The sequence below is a fragment of the Acinetobacter lwoffii genome, from assembly GCF_024129855.1.
Classification (GTDB): domain Bacteria; phylum Pseudomonadota; class Gammaproteobacteria; order Pseudomonadales; family Moraxellaceae; genus Acinetobacter; species Acinetobacter lwoffii_L.
On the sequence record NZ_JAMXXC010000007.1, the window covers coordinates 78,285 to 96,406 of the forward strand.

At 43.7% G+C, this 18,122-nt stretch carries 18 protein-coding genes; 3 read left to right on the forward strand and 15 right to left on the reverse strand.

Annotated features, from left to right (window positions below):
- The first annotated feature begins 7 nt into the window (after window positions 1-7).
- Window positions 8-451 carry a thiol-disulfide oxidoreductase DCC family protein gene (locus NI465_RS07785; protein WP_253144940.1) on the forward strand — a complete coding sequence of 148 codons (444 nt, stop codon included), beginning with the start codon at window positions 8-10 and terminating at the stop codon, window positions 449-451.
- Entirely contained in the window at window positions 441-851 is a 411-nt protein-coding gene (locus NI465_RS07790; RefSeq protein WP_004278508.1) for a DoxX-like family protein, read from the forward strand. Before NI465_RS07785 ends, NI465_RS07790 begins: the two co-directional genes overlap by 11 nt.
- Here NI465_RS07790 and NI465_RS07795 read toward each other — a convergent pair.
- The 9 genes from NI465_RS07795 to hcaE all read right to left on the reverse strand — a co-directional run bounded on the left by NI465_RS07795 (window position 841) and on the right by hcaE (window position 9,790).
- Window positions 841-1,896 carry an MBL fold metallo-hydrolase gene (locus tag NI465_RS07795; RefSeq protein WP_004278509.1) on the reverse strand — a complete coding sequence of 352 codons (1,056 nt, stop codon included), beginning with the start codon at window positions 1,894-1,896 and terminating at the stop codon, window positions 841-843. The two genes, NI465_RS07790 and NI465_RS07795, sit on opposite strands and share 11 nt — an antisense overlap.
- A gap of 406 nt (window positions 1,897-2,302) precedes the next feature.
- A complete protein-coding gene (locus NI465_RS07800; protein ID WP_044111824.1) occupies window positions 2,303-3,238 on the reverse strand; it encodes a cation diffusion facilitator family transporter in 936 nt (311 codons plus the stop codon).
- Between the two features lie 181 nt (window positions 3,239-3,419).
- Window positions 3,420-4,325, reverse strand: a complete 906-nt coding sequence (locus NI465_RS07805) for a DMT family transporter (RefSeq protein ID WP_253144943.1) — start codon at window positions 4,323-4,325, stop codon at window positions 3,420-3,422.
- 168 nt (window positions 4,326-4,493) lie between these two features.
- On the reverse strand, window positions 4,494-5,720 hold the full coding sequence (gene hcaD, locus NI465_RS07810; protein WP_253144945.1) for a 3-phenylpropionate/cinnamic acid dioxygenase ferredoxin--NAD(+) reductase subunit: 1,227 nt from the start codon (window positions 5,718-5,720) through the stop codon (window positions 4,494-4,496).
- A 4-nt stretch (window positions 5,721-5,724) separates the two neighbouring features.
- Complete coding sequence (locus NI465_RS07815) at window positions 5,725-6,690, reverse strand: 3-carboxyethylcatechol 2,3-dioxygenase (protein ID WP_005245895.1); 966 nt, start codon at window positions 6,688-6,690, stop codon at window positions 5,725-5,727.
- Window positions 6,691-6,763: 73 nt separating this feature from the next.
- Window positions 6,764-7,579, reverse strand: coding sequence for a 3-phenylpropionate-dihydrodiol/cinnamic acid-dihydrodiol dehydrogenase (gene hcaB, locus NI465_RS07820; RefSeq protein ID WP_253144947.1), 816 nt, complete (start codon window positions 7,577-7,579; stop codon window positions 6,764-6,766).
- Between the two features lie 2 nt (window positions 7,580-7,581).
- A complete protein-coding gene (hcaC, locus tag NI465_RS07825) occupies window positions 7,582-7,908 on the reverse strand; it encodes a 3-phenylpropionate/cinnamic acid dioxygenase ferredoxin subunit (RefSeq protein WP_253144949.1) in 327 nt (108 codons plus the stop codon).
- Window positions 7,908-8,426, reverse strand: a complete 519-nt coding sequence (gene hcaF / locus NI465_RS07830) for a 3-phenylpropionate/cinnamic acid dioxygenase subunit beta (protein WP_253144950.1) — start codon at window positions 8,424-8,426, stop codon at window positions 7,908-7,910. The genes hcaC and hcaF overlap by 1 nt, the downstream gene beginning before the upstream one ends.
- Entirely contained in the window at window positions 8,423-9,790 is a 1,368-nt protein-coding gene (gene hcaE, locus NI465_RS07835; RefSeq protein ID WP_004278520.1) for a 3-phenylpropionate/cinnamic acid dioxygenase subunit alpha, read from the reverse strand. The genes hcaF and hcaE overlap by 4 nt, the downstream gene beginning before the upstream one ends.
- Before the next feature lie 281 nt (window positions 9,791-10,071).
- On the opposite strand from hcaE, the gene hcaR reads away from it, so the two are divergent.
- Window positions 10,072-10,980 carry a DNA-binding transcriptional regulator HcaR gene (gene hcaR / locus NI465_RS07840; protein ID WP_044111817.1) on the forward strand — a complete coding sequence of 303 codons (909 nt, stop codon included), beginning with the start codon at window positions 10,072-10,074 and terminating at the stop codon, window positions 10,978-10,980.
- Between the two features lie 381 nt (window positions 10,981-11,361).
- Here hcaR and NI465_RS07845 read toward each other — a convergent pair whose 3' ends face one another.
- From NI465_RS07845 to NI465_RS07870, 6 genes are all read right to left on the reverse strand, one after another.
- On the reverse strand, window positions 11,362-12,222 hold the full coding sequence (locus tag NI465_RS07845) for an alpha/beta fold hydrolase (protein WP_222110568.1): 861 nt from the start codon (window positions 12,220-12,222) through the stop codon (window positions 11,362-11,364).
- Between the two features lie 279 nt (window positions 12,223-12,501).
- Entirely contained in the window at window positions 12,502-13,764 is a 1,263-nt protein-coding gene (locus tag NI465_RS07850; RefSeq protein WP_005261702.1) for an OprD family outer membrane porin, read from the reverse strand.
- A gap of 429 nt (window positions 13,765-14,193) precedes the next feature.
- On the reverse strand, window positions 14,194-15,213 hold the full coding sequence (dmpG, locus tag NI465_RS07855) for a 4-hydroxy-2-oxovalerate aldolase (protein ID WP_005261701.1): 1,020 nt from the start codon (window positions 15,211-15,213) through the stop codon (window positions 14,194-14,196).
- Between the two features lie 10 nt (window positions 15,214-15,223).
- Complete coding sequence (locus tag NI465_RS07860; RefSeq protein WP_253144951.1) at window positions 15,224-16,138, reverse strand: acetaldehyde dehydrogenase (acetylating); 915 nt, start codon at window positions 16,136-16,138, stop codon at window positions 15,224-15,226.
- A gap of 24 nt (window positions 16,139-16,162) precedes the next feature.
- A complete protein-coding gene (locus NI465_RS07865; protein ID WP_253144952.1) occupies window positions 16,163-16,960 on the reverse strand; it encodes a 2-keto-4-pentenoate hydratase in 798 nt (265 codons plus the stop codon).
- Window positions 16,961-17,367: 407 nt separating this feature from the next.
- A complete protein-coding gene (locus tag NI465_RS07870) occupies window positions 17,368-18,036 on the reverse strand; it encodes an HAD-IA family hydrolase (protein ID WP_253144953.1) in 669 nt (222 codons plus the stop codon).
- Between the last annotated feature and the right edge of the window lie 86 nt (window positions 18,037-18,122).

Sequence of the window (18,122 nt, forward strand, 5' to 3'; positions counted from 1 at the left end):
TACAAGAATGCATCCGAATATTGAAGACATCATTCAACAACACGACATCGTTTTATTTGATGCTGTTTGCGTGATCTGCAATGGCTGGGCACGGTTTCTGATTAAATACGATAAAAAGATTCAGTTTAAACTGGTTTCAGCCCAATCACCTTTAGGTACGGCACTGCTCGAACATTATCAGATGCCCACTGAACATTACACCACGATGCTCGTCATTCAAGATGGCACACTCTATACTGAATCGACTGCCTTGCTGAAGGTGCTGCAGCATCTCGGTTTTCCCTTTAATTTAATGAGCGCAGGTTATTTGGTTCCGCGTTTTATCCGCGACTTTCTGTATCGTGTGGTCGCTTTAAATCGTTACCAGCTATTTGGTAAAACCAAGTATTGCCTGATTCCATCCAGCGAAAATAAACGCCATTTTCTGGAAGAAGCTGTTCGTGAATCCTAAACCTGTATTCCTACAACCACTGCGTACTATCCAGCTGACTTTGGTCATACTATGGCTCTATCAGGGGCTCATTCCAAAAATTCTGTTCCAATCACCCGCTGAAATCACAATCTGGCAAAATATGGGTTTTGAGCTGGGACTGGCCAAAGTCTTGGTTGGACTTTCCGGAGGATGTGAAATGCTATTTGGCTTATGCTTTCTGAAATGGAACCGGTCCATACTCTTGCATAGGTTGAATATTATCGGACTTGCTGGATTACTACTGCTGATTGCATTCACAGCCCCGTTGCAACTTACTGCAGCATTCAATCCTGTGGTAATGAATACCGCCATGCTGATGCTTTCTGTAGTGGCCATTCAACTCATCCAAGAGGAACAACAGGAAGTACTTAAACAATAATCCGTTTGCCTTCCCGTATGCAGTAAAACGGATTAATCAATTTGGAAGAATGCTTGATGATCTCATGCAACTCATGTTCCGGTGCATCCCGGTCTTCATCTGTGAGCTGAAAAGTACGGTAATGAATCGCCAGTGAACATTTGGCCTGCAAGTCATGATGGGCATGAAAGGCATCTTCCGGATTCATATGGATCGCGCGCATCAGTTCACGCGGTTCATACGCTCCTATCGGGAGTAAGGCAATTCGCGGTGCACCCAGACGTTTACGAATTTCTTTAAAATGTGAGGCGTAGCCACTATCTCCGGCAAAAAAACAATGTTCCTTGCCATGTAATAAAGAAAATCCTCCCCAAAGTGCACAGTTCTGATCGCGCATGCCGCGCCCTGAGGCATGTTGAGCCGGCGTATAGACAATCCGGATCTCTTCAAAAAAGGCACTTTCCCACCAGTCCATTTCATGCACGGTATAATGTTCTGGCAAATACCAGGCATTACCCAGACCAGTATAAATAGGCATCTCAAAAGTGTTGTGCAGCCATTCCAGACTAGCCAGATCCATATGATCATAATGGTTATGGCTGAGCAGTACGGCATCAATCTGAGGTAATTCATCCAAGGCAATGCCAGCCGGAATGACCCGCTGCGGCCCTGTAGAAGCCGATGGACTGGCATATTCAGCCCAAACCGGATCGGTCAGGAAGTTATAGGGGCCGATCTGAATTAATGTGGTGGCGTGACCAATAAACCAGACTTGCCAGTCATCCAGAGCTGCATCTGGACGCTGCTGTGGCAATGCTCGTGGACGAGAAAAAAACTCGGCACGTTCCTCGTCAAGATTAACATTCCAGGTCTTGGATTTTCGGGTAATGAGCCATTTATATAAATCAAAGCGACCGCGCGATAGAGATGCATGCTCAAGATTACGAAACTGTTTTCCGTCGAAATGATCTGAATGCAGATACTCAAACACTGGCTTAGACCAGAGATGTTTCCAACTGGATTCCGTGATTAACTGGAATTTTTTAGTTTTGAGAAGATCTTGCATAAACATCCACTATTTATTATTCGTTATATGCAAGATAGCAACCTCTTGAAATGGTCAAGCGGTGCATCTTTTAATGAGCATACAAACTAAAAACAGGCACACTGCAACATAGTATGAAATCCGTCACAGAAAATCATGTATGTTTTTGTTATTTTTAGCAAAAAAATGGCATTTCATCGGCCTTATGGCTGGCTGAAGTCTTGGATTATCTAGAAAAATATTGCTCTTGTCCTTCTGTCTAAAAATACAAAATGATACTCAATATTTATAAGCCCATGCTGACAAAAGCATGTCTGCCCATTGATGATTTTATGATGAAATTCGCCATACCTCAGTATCATCACATCAATTGTGCGAGAAAGGCAAGTTGAGATCAAAATACCAACCTCAAGCGTTTTTTAGATCTTTATACACGACCTTGAGTTCGTTCCAGCCATACGGCCTTGGTTTGGGGTTTCACAAATAAAGCAATAATTTCCGGGTGCAGCTGTTTAATCTGCGCTTCGATCCGGTTGACACAGGCTTCAATTTCATCAGAAGTTAAATCATCTTTAAATTCCAGACTCAATGATGCAATGACTTGCTGAGCACCCATCTGCTCAGTCAATACCCCATTAGCACTAAAAACTGCCGCATCCTGTTGAGCAATGTTCAATACATCTTCACGCAGTTTTGGATCTGCCGTTTCACCCAGTAACAAACCTTTGGTTTCACGTGCCAGAAACCAGGCAGAAACCGCCAGAACAATACCAATTAAAATCGATGCGGCACCGTCCAATTCAGGAATATTCAGTTGATGCGCCAGAAAGATACCGACCAGAGCAATCACCAAGCCGACCAGGGCGGCAGTATCTTCAAATAACACGGTAAAGGTCGTTGGATCTTTACTGTGTCGAAAGGCTTCAAAATATCCCAGATTTCCCTTTTGTTTACGAAAGGTTTTTAAAGCCACTGACCATGAAAATCCTTCAAAAAGAATCGCCAGACCCAGCACAATATAATTGATCAATGGATCCCGCATGACTTCAGGCTGAAGAATATGCTGTATCCCTTGATAGATGGACACGATCGCACCCAAGGCAAAAACCATCAATGCCACAATAAAAGCCCAAAAATACAGTTCACGCCCATAACCAAAAGGATGTTTGGCATTTGCCGGTTTTTCTGATTTTTTCATCCCATACAGCAGTAAAATTTCATTCAAGGTATCCACTACCGAATGAATTGCTTCACTGAACATGGCAGAGCTATTGGTTATATAGGACGCAACAAATTTAACCAGCGCAATCGCCAGATTACCAAATAGAGCTGCATAAACTACGATTTTATTGGATTCAGACATCCTGACACTGTCCTAAATAAGCTTGTGCAAGCTTGAATGATTTATGTATCAAAATCTTAATCATTTATTTTTGAAAGTTGTTTTACAAATTGTTGCTTAGTCGTGATCTCCCACGTTGTTGAATCACTTTACTCTCTACTCAAATAATAAAAGGGCTTTCGCCCTTTTGGTTTTTACAGTTTTAATGCTTGGAAAAATACTGTTCGCGCCACTCTTTCCAGAAATACATGATGATCCCGAACATCACCACAGCAATTCCCGCAAAAGCATGACTGCTGATAATTCCATGATTTAAGGTTGCTCCCAATACCAGAGCAATCACCGGCGTCATCACATTACTCAATGAGACAGTCAAAGCATTTAGACGGCGAATCAGCCAGAAATAGCACAGCATCGCCACAATCGAGGACATGATCATGGTAAATACAAAACCGATCATTGCCTGTGTGCTAGGCAACTGAGTCGGCATATGTTGCCAGATAAACGGTACTAAAATGACTGAACCAGCCGAGGAGACCAGCAATGAACCCGTCGCTTGCGACATCGGACTCAAGGGTGCACTGATCTGCTTAACCCAGAAGATCGAGCTGATATAAGACACCATACTGATCAGCATCAGCACCACCCCCCAGGGATTGATCTTGCTGTCTGCCGAGTCGGCAAAAACAAAACATAAACCGGCGACGGCCACTGCCATGCCGAGCCATTGCAACCAGATCAGCTTATGGATTTTTAAAATCACATGACCGATTAAACCGGCGATCAGCGGTGAAAAACCAAAAATTAGTGCCATCAACCCTGAGGTCAGATAATTGGCCGCCAGATAAATAAACAGCTGCGCGCCAATTAAATTCAAACTGCCTGCCAGATAACTTTTCATTGAAGTGCGGTCAAAAGGCAGCGGATCGCGCATGATCTTCAGCAGGAACAGTGCAATAACCGAGGCACCAAAATAGCGAATGATCAGCACCCACATCGGGTGAATCTCGGCCACGCTCCAGACAATCGCCAGTGGCGTTGCCGCCCAGATCAGCACCAATAAAGCGTAAATACTTGCCGTGACCGGCAATGAAGATGAAGAACTCATAAGTCTCCTAAACGAGGCCAAGAAGTTCTGGATCAGCAACTTCAAAAATAGCGTATAGCGAATTCATGCTGAGATGAAGTTTTAATTTTTGATAAATTCATCAAGTTTCGTGCATAAAAAACAGACCTATGCAAAACATAGGTCTGTCCAAAAATATCTCAATACAACTTAAGCAATTTTGCGTAAGTCTTGCGCGATATCCAAATGTTTTTCAACATCAAACGCCGTACTTTTGCTGATCATTTTTTTCAAATGACGCATTTCTTTGGCTGCATTCACGGTAATCCCGCCAACGATCTGACCATCAGTCACACCATACATCACGAATGAATTGTCTGCACCTTTGGCTGCATCCATTTCACCACGGATATGCCATTCAGCTGCGGCCATATCGCCGACAAACTGGAAATTGATATTCAGCTGATCCGTCCAGAACCAGGCCGGATTGGCTTTCGGATGTTCCACCCCCATCACGTGACGCGCAAAGATACCTGCCTGAAGGTTGGCATTTTCCCAGGTTTCCACGCGGCGGTGATTGCCACAGTCACGCAACTGAGTCGCAACATCGCCTGCTGCATAAATGTCAGCATTCGAGGTTTGGCAATGTTCATTGACTTTAATCGCAACATCAACGTCCAGACCTGCATCTACTGCAAGCTGTGCATTTGGCACGATCCCGATTCCGTAAACTACAGCATCAGCACGAAGCTCTTCACCGCCTTCCAGCGTTACCACGACTTCTTCACCATCTAAACGGCAATCTGCAATCTTGGTTTCAAGACGCACATCAACCTGGTTTTGACGATGCTGTTCCAGCAGGAATTCGCTCAGGATTTGTGGTGAACAACGGCCCATGACCATTGCACCCATTTCGATCACAGTCACCTGACAGTCTTTGTAACGTGCAGATGATGCCAACTCAAGACCAATCACGCCACCACCGATCAGGATGATACGGCGACCGGCTTGAAGTACAGGCACCAGTGCCTGTGAATCTTCCAGGTTACGAAGGGTATAGACGTGTTTACCCAAAGCATCGAAATTAGGCAAACGGCGCGCGGCACCACCTGTTGCAAGCAAGAGTTTGTCATAAGCAACAACATCACCGTTGAGGAGTTCAACCGTTTTCGCCTCGGCATTGATTTTCGCCACGCCATTACCGCGAATTGTTTCCACACCTAAATCTGCCAGTTTCTGTTCTGACAGGATTTCGATCTTGGTCTCTTCAGGTTTTAGAATCACATCTTTAGACAGCGGTGGACGCTCATAAGGAAGATGGCTTTCATCACCAATTAAAGTGATTTTGCCTTCATACTTGTTGCCACGAAGTTCTAAAATTGCGCTCGCACCTGCCTGGCCAGCACCCACGATCACGATGTTGTTTACGTTGCTCATTTTCTTAACCTTTTAACTCTGCAGATACGATACCGAAGCCGGCAATCCATTCGCTGATGTCTTCATAGCAATGCGTGGTCATTTCATACTCACCCATTTCGCTTAAGGCAGCGAAGGCAGCCATCCAAGAACGGACTTCCTGACCACCACGACCACCATCACGGCGGATTTCAGCTTCAGTCATCGCTTCTAATGTTGCAAAATCAGCGTTCTTGAAGGTTTCTAGCAGGGCAATATCCCATTCAGCATTCAGAGGCACGGCAACTGACGTATCCCCTGCTGCCAGCTTTTGACCCACTGCAATAATTTTGGATTGACGTGCATGACGTGCTTCAGGCGTTGGATAACGGCCTGCAATCAGGAACTCTTCCACTTCTGGCGGTACTGCACCCATTTGCGGTGTAGGTGGATCATGAGACAGACCACCTGTACCTAAAACAAGCACACGTTCATTTTCAAGGTTTAAAGACTTGATGTATTGACCTACAGCACGGCCCAAAGCAATAGTACGTTTGGTGGTTGGCATCGGTGCTGCAGCGCCATTAATAAAAATTGGAATCGTTGGATAACGGTCAAGTTTGCCTTCACACAGGAAATGTAAGGGCTGAGTCACGCCATGGTCGGCCTGCATACGATATGAGTAGGCAACATCTACGCCTTCATCCAGTACACGTCGAACCAGATCTAATGCCTTGTCTTCAGGTACATCAATGTGATCATTGTCTTTACCATAATCCCAGTCACCTGCAGCTTTGGCACGAATACCGACGCAGAAACTTGGCATCAGGTCATAGAAGAAACCATTAAAATGATCTGGACCAAAAGTGATGATCAGGGTTGGGTCGTAAGCTTTTACTTCAGCAGAGAGTTTTTCAAAAGCAGCACGAACTTTTTGCTTTTTTGATTGATCTTGAGGTGAAGCAAATTCCATTAAAGGACTGTGCGATGCACAAATAAGTTTAACGGCCATGAAAGACTCCTAGAAGGAAAGCAGCCCTGAGAGAAGAGGCTGCCGGTAAGTCCATTTGAATGAGACTAGATGTTTATTCGTCAAAGAAACCGGCACGTGGCTGACGTAGGCCACGAATACCCAAACCGCATTCTGCATTGATCAGAACACCAGTCAGAGGACGGTTATTTTGACGAGATGCCAAGAGCACGTATGAACCTGTCATATCTTCCGGTTCAGGCAAGAAATTCAGTGGCATGCCACGTGCAATTTTCTCAGGATCACGCGCATCGAGCAGGCCCACATTTTCCTGATCCAGCGATGCCGCGCCTTTGATATTCACATTCATACCTGACGGTGCAACAGCGTTCACTCGTACTTTAGGCGCAAGCTCATAAGCCAGTTCTTTCATAATGCCCACCCCTGCATGCTTAGATGCAGTATATACAGGGCCTCCGCCAGCGGAGTACAGTGCCGAATTAGACAAAGTAAATATGATAGAACCTTCAGAAGCGATCAATGCATCCAGTGCAGCTTTCGCGCCCAAGATCAGAGACTTGGTATTAATCCCCATAATCTCGTCAAAGGCTTTTTCCAGCTGCTCGCCAGAGGTATTGACGATATCAGCGTAATGATCCCAGATGCCGGCATTCCCCACGAAACAGTCAAGCTTACCAAAACGCTCAACGGTGACTTGAACAGCACGGACATTGTCTTCATAGTTGGCAACATCACCAGCGATCGCAAGAACTCGACCACCAAAGTGTTCATTTAAAGCATCCACTTTCGCTTTTGAACGTTGAAGAACCGCAACTTGTGCACCTTCCTCAATAAAACGCTCTACCAAAGCCCAGCCTAAGCCTGAACCACCACCAGTAATAAGTGCAACTTCGCCTTGTAGCCAACCCATGCTTACTCTCCTGCCATCTCTACAAACAATTGACCATCTTCAACAATCACTGGAAATGTTTTGATTGGATCAGTTGCAGGTAGACACAATGCTTCACCTGTTTTTAAACAGAAACGAGCTGAATGCAATGGACATTCCACAGTACCGTCATCTTCCAGATAACCTTCAGACATAGAAGCATTACCATGACTGCATTTATCGTTCATAGCGAAGAATTCACCGCCATTGTTAAATACAGCCAGCGCTTCGATACCGTTTACGCCACAATCTACTTTTAACGCTTCGCCTTGGTCTAATTCGTCAACTTGGCAAACAAAAATCTTATTCATCAGAAGAACACACTCAGGTTATGTGAGCTATAGGTCGCTTGATCAAGGATGATCTTACGGTTGAAAATCTGGAAGCCAAGGCCGCCTTCAACTTTACGGATCTTGTCATGACGTTTACCGCAGTAAATGACAATGTCTTTCTCTTTTTGCGTACGATATAGCAAATAGGTTACGTACACGTCGTATTCGCCTTCAACTTCAGTTGGCTCTACGATCACATTAGACACCATGTGTGTTGTACGTGATGGAGGCTCTTCAGCCCAAGCCATACCGGTTTCCAGACGCGCAACACGGCGTTCAAGCAAATCTTTAGTGTCGTTGAACACCCAAGTTGTAGGTGGTTCAACTGAACGACGACGGTCACGGGTTTGTGCGTTTGGTGTGGTACGTAGCGTGTAAGAAATATCTTCAGCTAAGGTATCTAACCATTCGCGGAATTTCCAATCGTCTAGCAATTTTGCTTCGCGATAAAGGAACTGACTAATTTGGTGATGAAGTTCTAAGCTGATTTGACTCATTTCATAAGCTCCTTCTCATATTCGTCAGCTGCTTTTTCCACGTCTTCCCATTTTTCATGGATCAATAAATCTGCCCAGCGGCGGTACATACCACGTGCTGCAGTTTCAGAGAAAATGTAGTTGGTGATACCTGGGATACCATCTTCACGTACTTTTTCGTTGCCTTTACCCATTTCCATAATGAGTTTGTTTTGACGTGCTTTATAACCACGTAAAACTTTTTGGATCTCGATCCAGTTTTCAGAGTCATCTTGCTCGAGGAAACCGGCTGGACCAAAGGCACGCGTTGCAGAACGTTCAAATGCTTCTTTCACTTCTTGAGATGCTTCAGCATCCGCAATACAGAATGCCCATACTTCGGTTTTGTTTGGACCACGTGGATGCCATACGCGAAGTGTTGCAGTACCGTTCAACCAAGACAAAGTTGGGAACATGGTGTTGTGACCTGCAAGACGCAGTGCACGAGTCTCGCCTAGGCGCTCTTTAACTTCGTCGTAAGTTTCACGGAAGTAGTTGGCAACTTCACCGTCAACCCATACGTTTGCGTCTGGTTTCTCTGTGAAGAAGAAGCCTGAACCATGACCACGTGAACCGTACTGGATCGCGTCTTTGGCAGTTTCCCAAACTGGACGAGCAGTTTGCGCAGCACCTAATTTCTTAGATGATTCGTCATCTGGTTTTGCGCCCAATACTTGGATCGCAGAAGCGTGAGAGAACAAGGCGTGATATTGGTCAGATGCAAACTGTTCCGCTGCAAATTTCCAGTTACACTCGATTTCCCACTTGTGTACACCACCGATGATTTCAGTACCACCTGGACGACGGTCAACAACGCCATCTAAGTACCAAGCGATATCGCCCATGTATTCTTCTAGGTCAGGTGTGGTTTCATCCCAACAAGCAAATACCAGGCCTTTGTAAGACTTCACACGATTCACTTCAACCAGACCCCATTGCTCTTTACATGCACCATGTGGGTAAGCACGATCTTCCAGCGGGATGTCTTTTAGTGAACCGTCAATACCGTATGACCAGCCGTGGTATGGGCAAGTAAATGCACGGGTATTACCACAGTCAGCGAAGCTCACACGCATAGAACGGTGACGGCACTGGTTTAAAAATGCTTTGATTGAGCCGTCTTTTTGACGTGCCACAATGATTGGATCTTCACCCATGTAGGTATTGAAGAAATCACCAGCCTTAGGAATTTGGCTTTCATGGCAAAGGAATAACCAAGTACGACCAAAAACACGTTCGAGTTCTAATTCGTAAATGTCAGGATCTGTATAAATAGATGGCGTAATACGTCCATTTTGTGCATCGACTAAAGCATCGATTTCGCGCACATCAATTTTTCCACTCATGAAAAGCTCTCCTGTGACCTATCTTTGGCACAAAGTAATAGACTCAACTTTTCAACGATGATGGATTTGACAGCGTTTTTCGGGAAATATTTTTTTTGTTTCAATTAAGAGCTTAAAGCAATTATTAAGCATGTGAATTTTTATATTAAAACATCTATTAATCCCGCCAGAGCATTTAGTTTATGAATGGGAAAATAATCTTCACGACATAGTTGTTTATAGATTATACTTTGAGGAAATTATAGTAAGACATTTTTTGGATTACTCTTTGGGTTGATGACATGGAATTACGACACCTTCGCTACTTTATCACCGTTGCTGAAGAGCTCAATTTTAGTAAGGCAGCACTTAAACTTTATACGGCTCAACCCTCACTTAGCCAGCAAATCAAAGACCTGGAAGAAGATGTCGGGGTAAAGCTACTCAACCGGACCAAACGTAAAGTAGAGCTGACCGAAGAAGGCGCCGTATTCCTGGAACAGGCCCGTCTCACCCTTGCACAGGCGGACAAAGCCGTTGCCATGGCACGTCAGGTGTCACAGGCCAAACAGCAAATGCTCCGTATCGGTTTTGTACCGGTAGCCGAGATGAAAATCTTCCCCTATATCTTGCCAAATCTACGTGTACAGAACCCAGATTTAAAAATTGAACTGCTCAGCCTGAACAACAATGAGCAGATGCGTTTGTTAAAAAAAGGTGATCTAGATCTGACATTTACCCGTCATAATTTCAATAGTGATGAAATTGAAAGCCAGTTCGTGATTCGTGAACCGCTGATTTTTCTCCTGCCTAAAGATCACCCCTTAGCAAAATACGAAAGAATTCCTGTTAAAGCATTGAATGGTATTGATTTTATTATTCCATCAGCAGAGCAGTCCTTGACCCTGAACCAGGCTATTCTGGACTTTGCCAAAGCCAACGGCATTGAACTCAATATCGTGCAAAAGGCCGATAATATTTTATTTAATATCAACTCGATCGGAATGGGCCTAGGCTGTACCATTTTGCCTGGCTATATTGCACCACTAACCATGGATAATACCGTGATTCGTCCGCTGGACGTGGAGTTGCCCTATTTAGACCTGTATGTCAGCTACCATAAAAACAACAAATCCTATGTCGTGAGCAAATTTCTTGAGCTTTTGACCCGTGTGTTCTATCTGGATATTAACCGTAGCGAACAAAATTAATCCTATTTCTTCCCTGCATTAGGCATATGCCATTCAACTTATGATAGGCATGTGCTTTTTTTGTTTTATTATTTTATGCTTAAGAATCCATTTTTAATTCTATTTTATAATAAAGAATCTATTTCTGGCGCTTAAATTTGTCACTTGCCCTTGACCCAAATTGTGTATTTTTAGCTCTAAATGTACTGCATTTACCACTTAAGTCTAATAAAGTTTCATTCGGATTTTTCTCAGTTTAAATAGCTCAAACCTATAAAAATTATTAGATTTTTATATTTATTCAAATAAATGAGAATCAAACTCACTTAGGTGCGCTACCTTAAATATTTCCGATATAAAAAAGGATGACCGAAGCCATCCTTTTTTAAAACTATATCGAGCTTATTTTACGCCGTGTACAGCCAGATAGTTTTTGATCACAGTGTTGAACTCATCTGCTTTTTCCACTTGAGACCAGTGACCGCATTGGCTGAAGATATGTGCATCAGCATTTGGCACGATGTTCAGAATGTCCCAAGTACGAGAAACCGGAATCACCACGTCTTGCGTACCATGAATCAACAATACAGGCACAGTAATGTCTTTCATTTTTTCGAAGTCTAATGGGAATTCGAAACGGTCACGGTCACGTGCGCCAACCACATCCATTAAACGATTTGATGCATAGTCATTTGCAGCAGAAGCAAAACGTACTTTTACCAGTTCATCAGTAATCAGGTCTTTGTTTACGACAAACATAGAAAGGGTTTTCTTGATTCCTTCTTCTGTAAGAACTGGGTTTGCGTGAGCTTTAAGTACAGCTGTCTGTTTCGCACCGCCCGTACCCATAGACACGATACCCAAAATACGATCTGGATAATCCAATGCCATCTGGAATGCTAACCAGCCACCCAGAGAGTTACCGACCAACCAGGTTTTTTCGATACCCAAAGCATCTAGCGTACGGATCGCATGATCTACCCAGGCACGGATACCATATTCAGTACCCGGTGCAACCACAGTTTGGCCATAACCAATGGTATCAATCGCGATACAACGCGCTTGCTCACCAATTTGTGGCAGGTTTAACCACCAGTTTGCCGCGGCCGATACACCTGTACCTGAACCGTGTAAAAATAGAATAGGCGTACCTTCACCAATTTCGTGGTAATGGGTCAACTCGCCTTCAGCGGTTTCAATCCATTTGTCTTCTAAGCCAAAGAATGGATCTGTTTGATAGTCAGGGATTTGAACAGTGCTCATATTGCTTCCTCTTACAGTCTTTCGCTTGCGTGTCCCTCTATTTTCAAGAATTCGACGTCAAGTTGACTCATTAAAATGACTTGTGTACACCCTTATATTAACCGCTCAACCGCAGCAAACTGATACAAAATTACGATTGCACCCTACAAAATAGATATAATTTAAGTGTTTGCTTTATATATTTTTTTATAAATTAAACCCTACATAAACTAAGGTTTTAACTGCATTCTTAAACCAAAAAGCAGCCAGAAGACTGACTGCTTTTAAAATATAGGGGTATTAGAATTTATGGGTATAAGTGGTGGCGACACGGTATTCTTGCAGGTCTGGTTTTGCTGGATTGGCAAAATTCACATCAATATACATCGCCTGTACACCCAAACCTTTTAATTTACCTTCTGGCACAGTGTAGTTCACGATGGCATTCACTTCATCCGTATTGAAGTTCTGACCTTGATACGCCCCAGTACCTTTCTGATCATAACCTTTGAAATATACTGCTGTTGCGTTTAGGCCTTTTGCACCCATTTCAGAGAAGTCATAGCCATAAGAAACACTCCATGACTTTTCTTCTGGTGCGGTAAAGGTCGCTACCCCCCAGTTCGCCAGATAAGGCTGTGGCACCCAGCCACCCAATGTCGGGAATGCACTATCACCAAACATTTGCTGGTAACCCACACCTACGCTATGTGCACCATGATTCACTTTTGCAGCGACAGATAATGCCTGGTTATCGATCTCACCATACAGCTTGTCACCTGACTCCGAGTTATCGAAGTAACGAATGTGGCTATCTAATTTGGTTTTTTCACCGAGCGCAGTTTTGTAATTCACACCCAGATAATGCTGTTGGTAAATGTCTTGAACATCGGCATACCAGTAGCTCGCCCCTACTTCTTTAGTAAGCTGGTGGTCTACACCCGCAATCCACATGCCATCAGCTTCAGCACCCGTATCATAGAAACTTGGTGGAGCAAATTTAGTTAAGTCACGGAACTGGTTGTCATAACGGTTGTTAATACCATCAATATACGCCAGAGTTAACTTGGTATCCTTAAGGTCTTTAGACTCTAACCAAGCGCCACTATAAGTCGTTAATAACTGACGGGATGGATCGAATACCAAGACTGGAGATACCGGCAATAACTGGCCGACTTTCAGCTCAGTTTGTGAAACTTTGGCTTTTAAGGTCGCGCCGACTTTACCGAAATGATCTTTTGATTCTTTGCCATCGTGCGGTAAAACCCAGTCCGGATTTTTATCATGGCCGTTGAGTTTGACTGCATGTTGCACCAGTACATCAGCACCAACCTGCACACCACCACCGATATCGTGATAACCGGACTTGGCATCCAGAGTCACCCCTTGTGACCAAGAACCCCAGTTACGTGATGAATAGTCATCTTGATACTGACGGTCTAGATAAAAGTTTTTAAATTTGAGTTGAACATTGCTGTCGTCAATAAAGTCTGCATTCGTTGCAGTTGTCCCTAAAGTTGCTGTCGCAGCAAGCATTGCAATCCATAAATTGTGACGACGCATGATGAGTTCCCCATTCAGCTGATAAAATCCATGCAGCCATCATGCGCAAGTCGGTTTAAATAAAAAATCCGACCACAGTATTAAACTTTTGCTCTTTTAGCTCTGCATATTCCGGGCCCAGATTTAAGCACTCAATCTCTTAGATTTTAAACCGATTAATGAAAATAAAAATTTGACCAGATATTTAATTCAAATTTCTGTTTCCTTTATTAATAAGCGCAATTTTTTTAAAAACTTTAAGATAATATTTTTTATTTATCGTTTTTATGTTTAAGGAAAAAATTAAACTGAAATAATCTTCACATAGCACTATAACTAAAATATCTGAGATCAGAGTTTTAATATATTATTAAATCTACTTAATAATAAAAAAGCATCCAAATCGGATGCTTTTTTATTAGCCTTATTTTAATACGAATGCATTAAAAATTAAGCTTGTAACTCGCGCGCTTTAGACATGGTTAATGCCAGGTCTTCAATCATGTCTTCCTGACCACCTACCGTACCACGGCGACCAAGTTCCATCAGGATTTCACGTGCAGATACGCCATATTTCGCTTCAGCGCGTTTAGCAAACAACAGGAATGAAGAGTAAACACCCGCATAACCTAAAGTAGCCGCATCACGGTCTGCACGAATTGGGTTGTGCATCATTGGAATCACTAGATCTTCAGCAACATCTTGTACTTTGAACAAGTCAACGCCAGTGTCCATACCCATACGGTTTGCCACAGCGATAAACAGTTCAAGTGGCGTATTACCTGCGCCAGCACCCAAACCTGCAGATGCCAAGTCAACACGTACTGCACCGGCTTGAACCGCTGAAACAGAGTTGGCAACGCCCATACCCAAGTTATGGTGACCGTGGAAACCAATTTCGATGTCTGAACCCAAGTTGGCACGTAAAATACCCACGCGGTCAGTCACGTCATTCGGCAACATATAACCCGCAGAGTCAGTCACATAGATACAGTTTGCACCGTATGACACCATTTTTTGTGCTTCTTCAAGAAGTTTTTCTGGAGCTGCCATGTGTGCCATCATCAAGAAGCCCACAGTGTCCATACCCAGTTTGCGCGCAGCAGTAATATGCTGTTCAGAAACGTCAGCTTCTGTAGAGTGTGTTGCAACACGAATCGTTGCTACACCTAGATCATGTGCCATTTTTAAATGGTCAACCGTACCAATACCCGGAATTAAAAGTGCAGATACTTTGGCTTGTTTAAGCTTTGGAATCACCGCGGTTAAATATTCTTCGTCTGTTGCAGCTGCAAAACCGTAGTTCACAGAGTTACCGCCTAGGCCGTCACCATGTGTTACTTCTATTAAAGGTACACCGGCATCATCAAGTGCAGTGGCAATCGCAACCATTTGCTCTGGTGTAGTTTGATGGCGCATTGGGTGCATACCATCACGTAACGTCATATCATTAATAATAATTTTTGACATGGTCTGCTCCTTAAGCTTCTGCTTCAGCTTGCGCTGCTTGGTTAGCAATGAGACGTTCTGCAAACATTTCTGCAGTACGTGCAGCAGCTGCAGTCATAATGTCCAGGTTACCGGCATATTTAGGCAAGTAATCACCCAAACCTTCCACTTCCAAGAACATTGAAACACGGTTGCCGTCAAATACTGGACCATTTACAAGTTTGTAACCTGGTACATATTTTTGAACTTCCTTGATCATGGCATGTACAGATTCAGTAATCGCAGCTTGATCCGGCTCACCTTCAACCAAGCAATGTACTGTGTCACGCATCATTAAAGGTGGCTCAGCCGGATTAATGATAATGATCGCTTTACCTTGTTTCGCGCCACCCACTTTCTCGATTGCACCCGCAGTGGTACGTGTGAATTCGTCGATGTTTTTACGCGTACCAGGACCAACTGACTTAGTCGATACAGTTGCAATGATCTCACCATATTCAGCTGGTTGAACGCGAGAAACTGCAGCCACCATCGGAATCGTTGCCTGACCACCACAAGTCACCATGTTCACGTTAGGCACTTCGCCCGCTTGTAGCAATGCTTCAAGGTTGACTGGTGGTACACAAAATGGACCAATCGCAGCAGGCGTTAAGTCAATCATGAGCACGCCAAGTTCATTGAGCTTGCGGCTGTTTTCAGCATGTACATAAGCGGAGGTTGCATCGAATGCAATTTTAATATCATCTACAATCACGTGAGGCAGAAGACCATCCACACCTTCAGCTGTGGTTTTTAAACCCATTTTTGCAGCACGAGCCAAACCTTCAGAAGTTGGGTCAATCCCCACCATCCACACTGGCTCTAACCATTCGCTGCGTTGTAATTTATAAAGCAAATCCGTACCAATATTACCTGGACCGATCATTGCACATTTAATCTTTTTCATGAATGTACTCTCTTGGAATCTCGATTATTCAGCAGCAAATGCAGCGGTTACTGAACCGAAGCCTTCAATTTCAACTTTGAATTCATCGCCTGGTTGAGCCACAACCATAGGCCCTAAGGCACCTGTTAAGATAATGTCGCCTGCAAGTAATGGACGACCACGGCGTACCATTTCATCTGCCAGCCAAACTGCAGCATTGAGTGGGTTTGCAAGACATGCCTTACCCACACCTTGAGACACAACTTCGTCACCACGCGTCATGACCATTTTGCAGTTCACCAGATCAAGGTTTTCAAGTTTTACAGGTTGAGAACCTAAAACGAATGCTGCGGAAGATGCGTTATCTGCAACTGTATCAATTAAACTGATTTTCCAGTTTTCGATCCGGCTATCGACCACTTCAACTGCAGGAAGGGCATACTCAGTCGCGCTGATAATGTCTGCATACGTGTGTTTTTTTTTGGTTAAATCCTGGTTAATCACCAATGCGATTTCCGCTTCAACTTTTGGCTGAATCAGGAAACCGGCTGGAATTGCTTCACCATCGCCATAAGCCATGTCGGCAAATAACATACCGAAATCCGGCTGATCTACCCCCAGTTGCGCTTGAACGACTTTAGACGTCAAACCGATTTTACGACCCACCAGACGGCGACCTTCAGACAAAGCACGCTCGGTATTCACTTCCTGAACGGCATAGGCGATATCTACGTCAGCACTTTCACCGCCAAGTTCCGGGCGAATCGGTGCAATCGCAGTTTGTGATAATTCAGCGCTACGAAGTGCTTGTGCAACTGATTCAACAACAGCAGAATTCGACATCAATGTTTCCTTAAACTGCAAAAATTAGGCTTATGCTGGGATCTAAGAAGGACAGAAAATATGGACATGATCAGGCTGATCATCTGCATGGACTGCCTTTCTCAGAGCGAGCATAGGAATAAACAGTTTTAGGATGGGAAAAATCCGGCGTTTGTGCCAATAGTTATTTTATTTTTTGCTATAGCTATTATCTATAAGAATAATTTATAAAAAATCAAATAAAACAAAATCTTATTATTCAAAACACATCGTTATTTAGCAAAATAACTGCCATAATATGACCGAATAAAATCAGTACAATTACGACTTTAGACTAAAAGATAAGAACCAGTGCTTAAATCTGCAGCATTCCCCAGCCAATTTAAACCGGGGAAATACTTGTTTTTCATTACAACCAAGATACTGGATTAAACTGCTTGTTTCCATTGGACTTTAGCCAACAATGCGCTATGCAAAGCAGCCACATCATCCACGATACAGACGGGATTAAATTGAGCTAAAAGTTCAGGCTCATGCACACCATAACCTACACCAACACTTGGCATGGCAATATTTTGCGCCATTTCCAGATCATAAGACGTATCACCGACCATGATGGCATGTTCAGCCTGCACACCGGTTTCCGCCAGAATTTCTTCTAACATTAATGGATGAGGTTTAGAACGGGTTTCGCTGGCAGCACGCGTGGTCACAAACAGCTTTTCACTATTCGTCTGTTTCAATACACGATCCAGACCTTTACGGCTTTTCCCTGTAGCAACAGCCAGCTTCACGCCTTGCTGCTGTAAATCTGCGAGCATGTGCGCTACGCCTTCAAACCAGGAATCTCCTGATGAGTTGGCAACATAATGATCTGAATAAGCCTGCAAAATATCTGCATGTAAATCTGGCACGGTTGGGAAAAGTCGCTGTGCGACTTCTGGCAAACCCAGGCCAATAATACTTTTGGCATCTGCATCCGTTAAAGGCTGCTGAAATTGCTGTGCGGCAAACTGCAAACTCGCTACGATTTGACCGACTGAATCAAATAAAGTGCCATCCCAATCGAAAATGACCAATTTTACAGCTGAGTTCATATAAGGTTTCCTGGATTTGATTCAGTCTTGAAACCCTCTCCTTTTAGGAGAGAGCTTTTTTCATTCTTAAGCAAATGACTTTACTA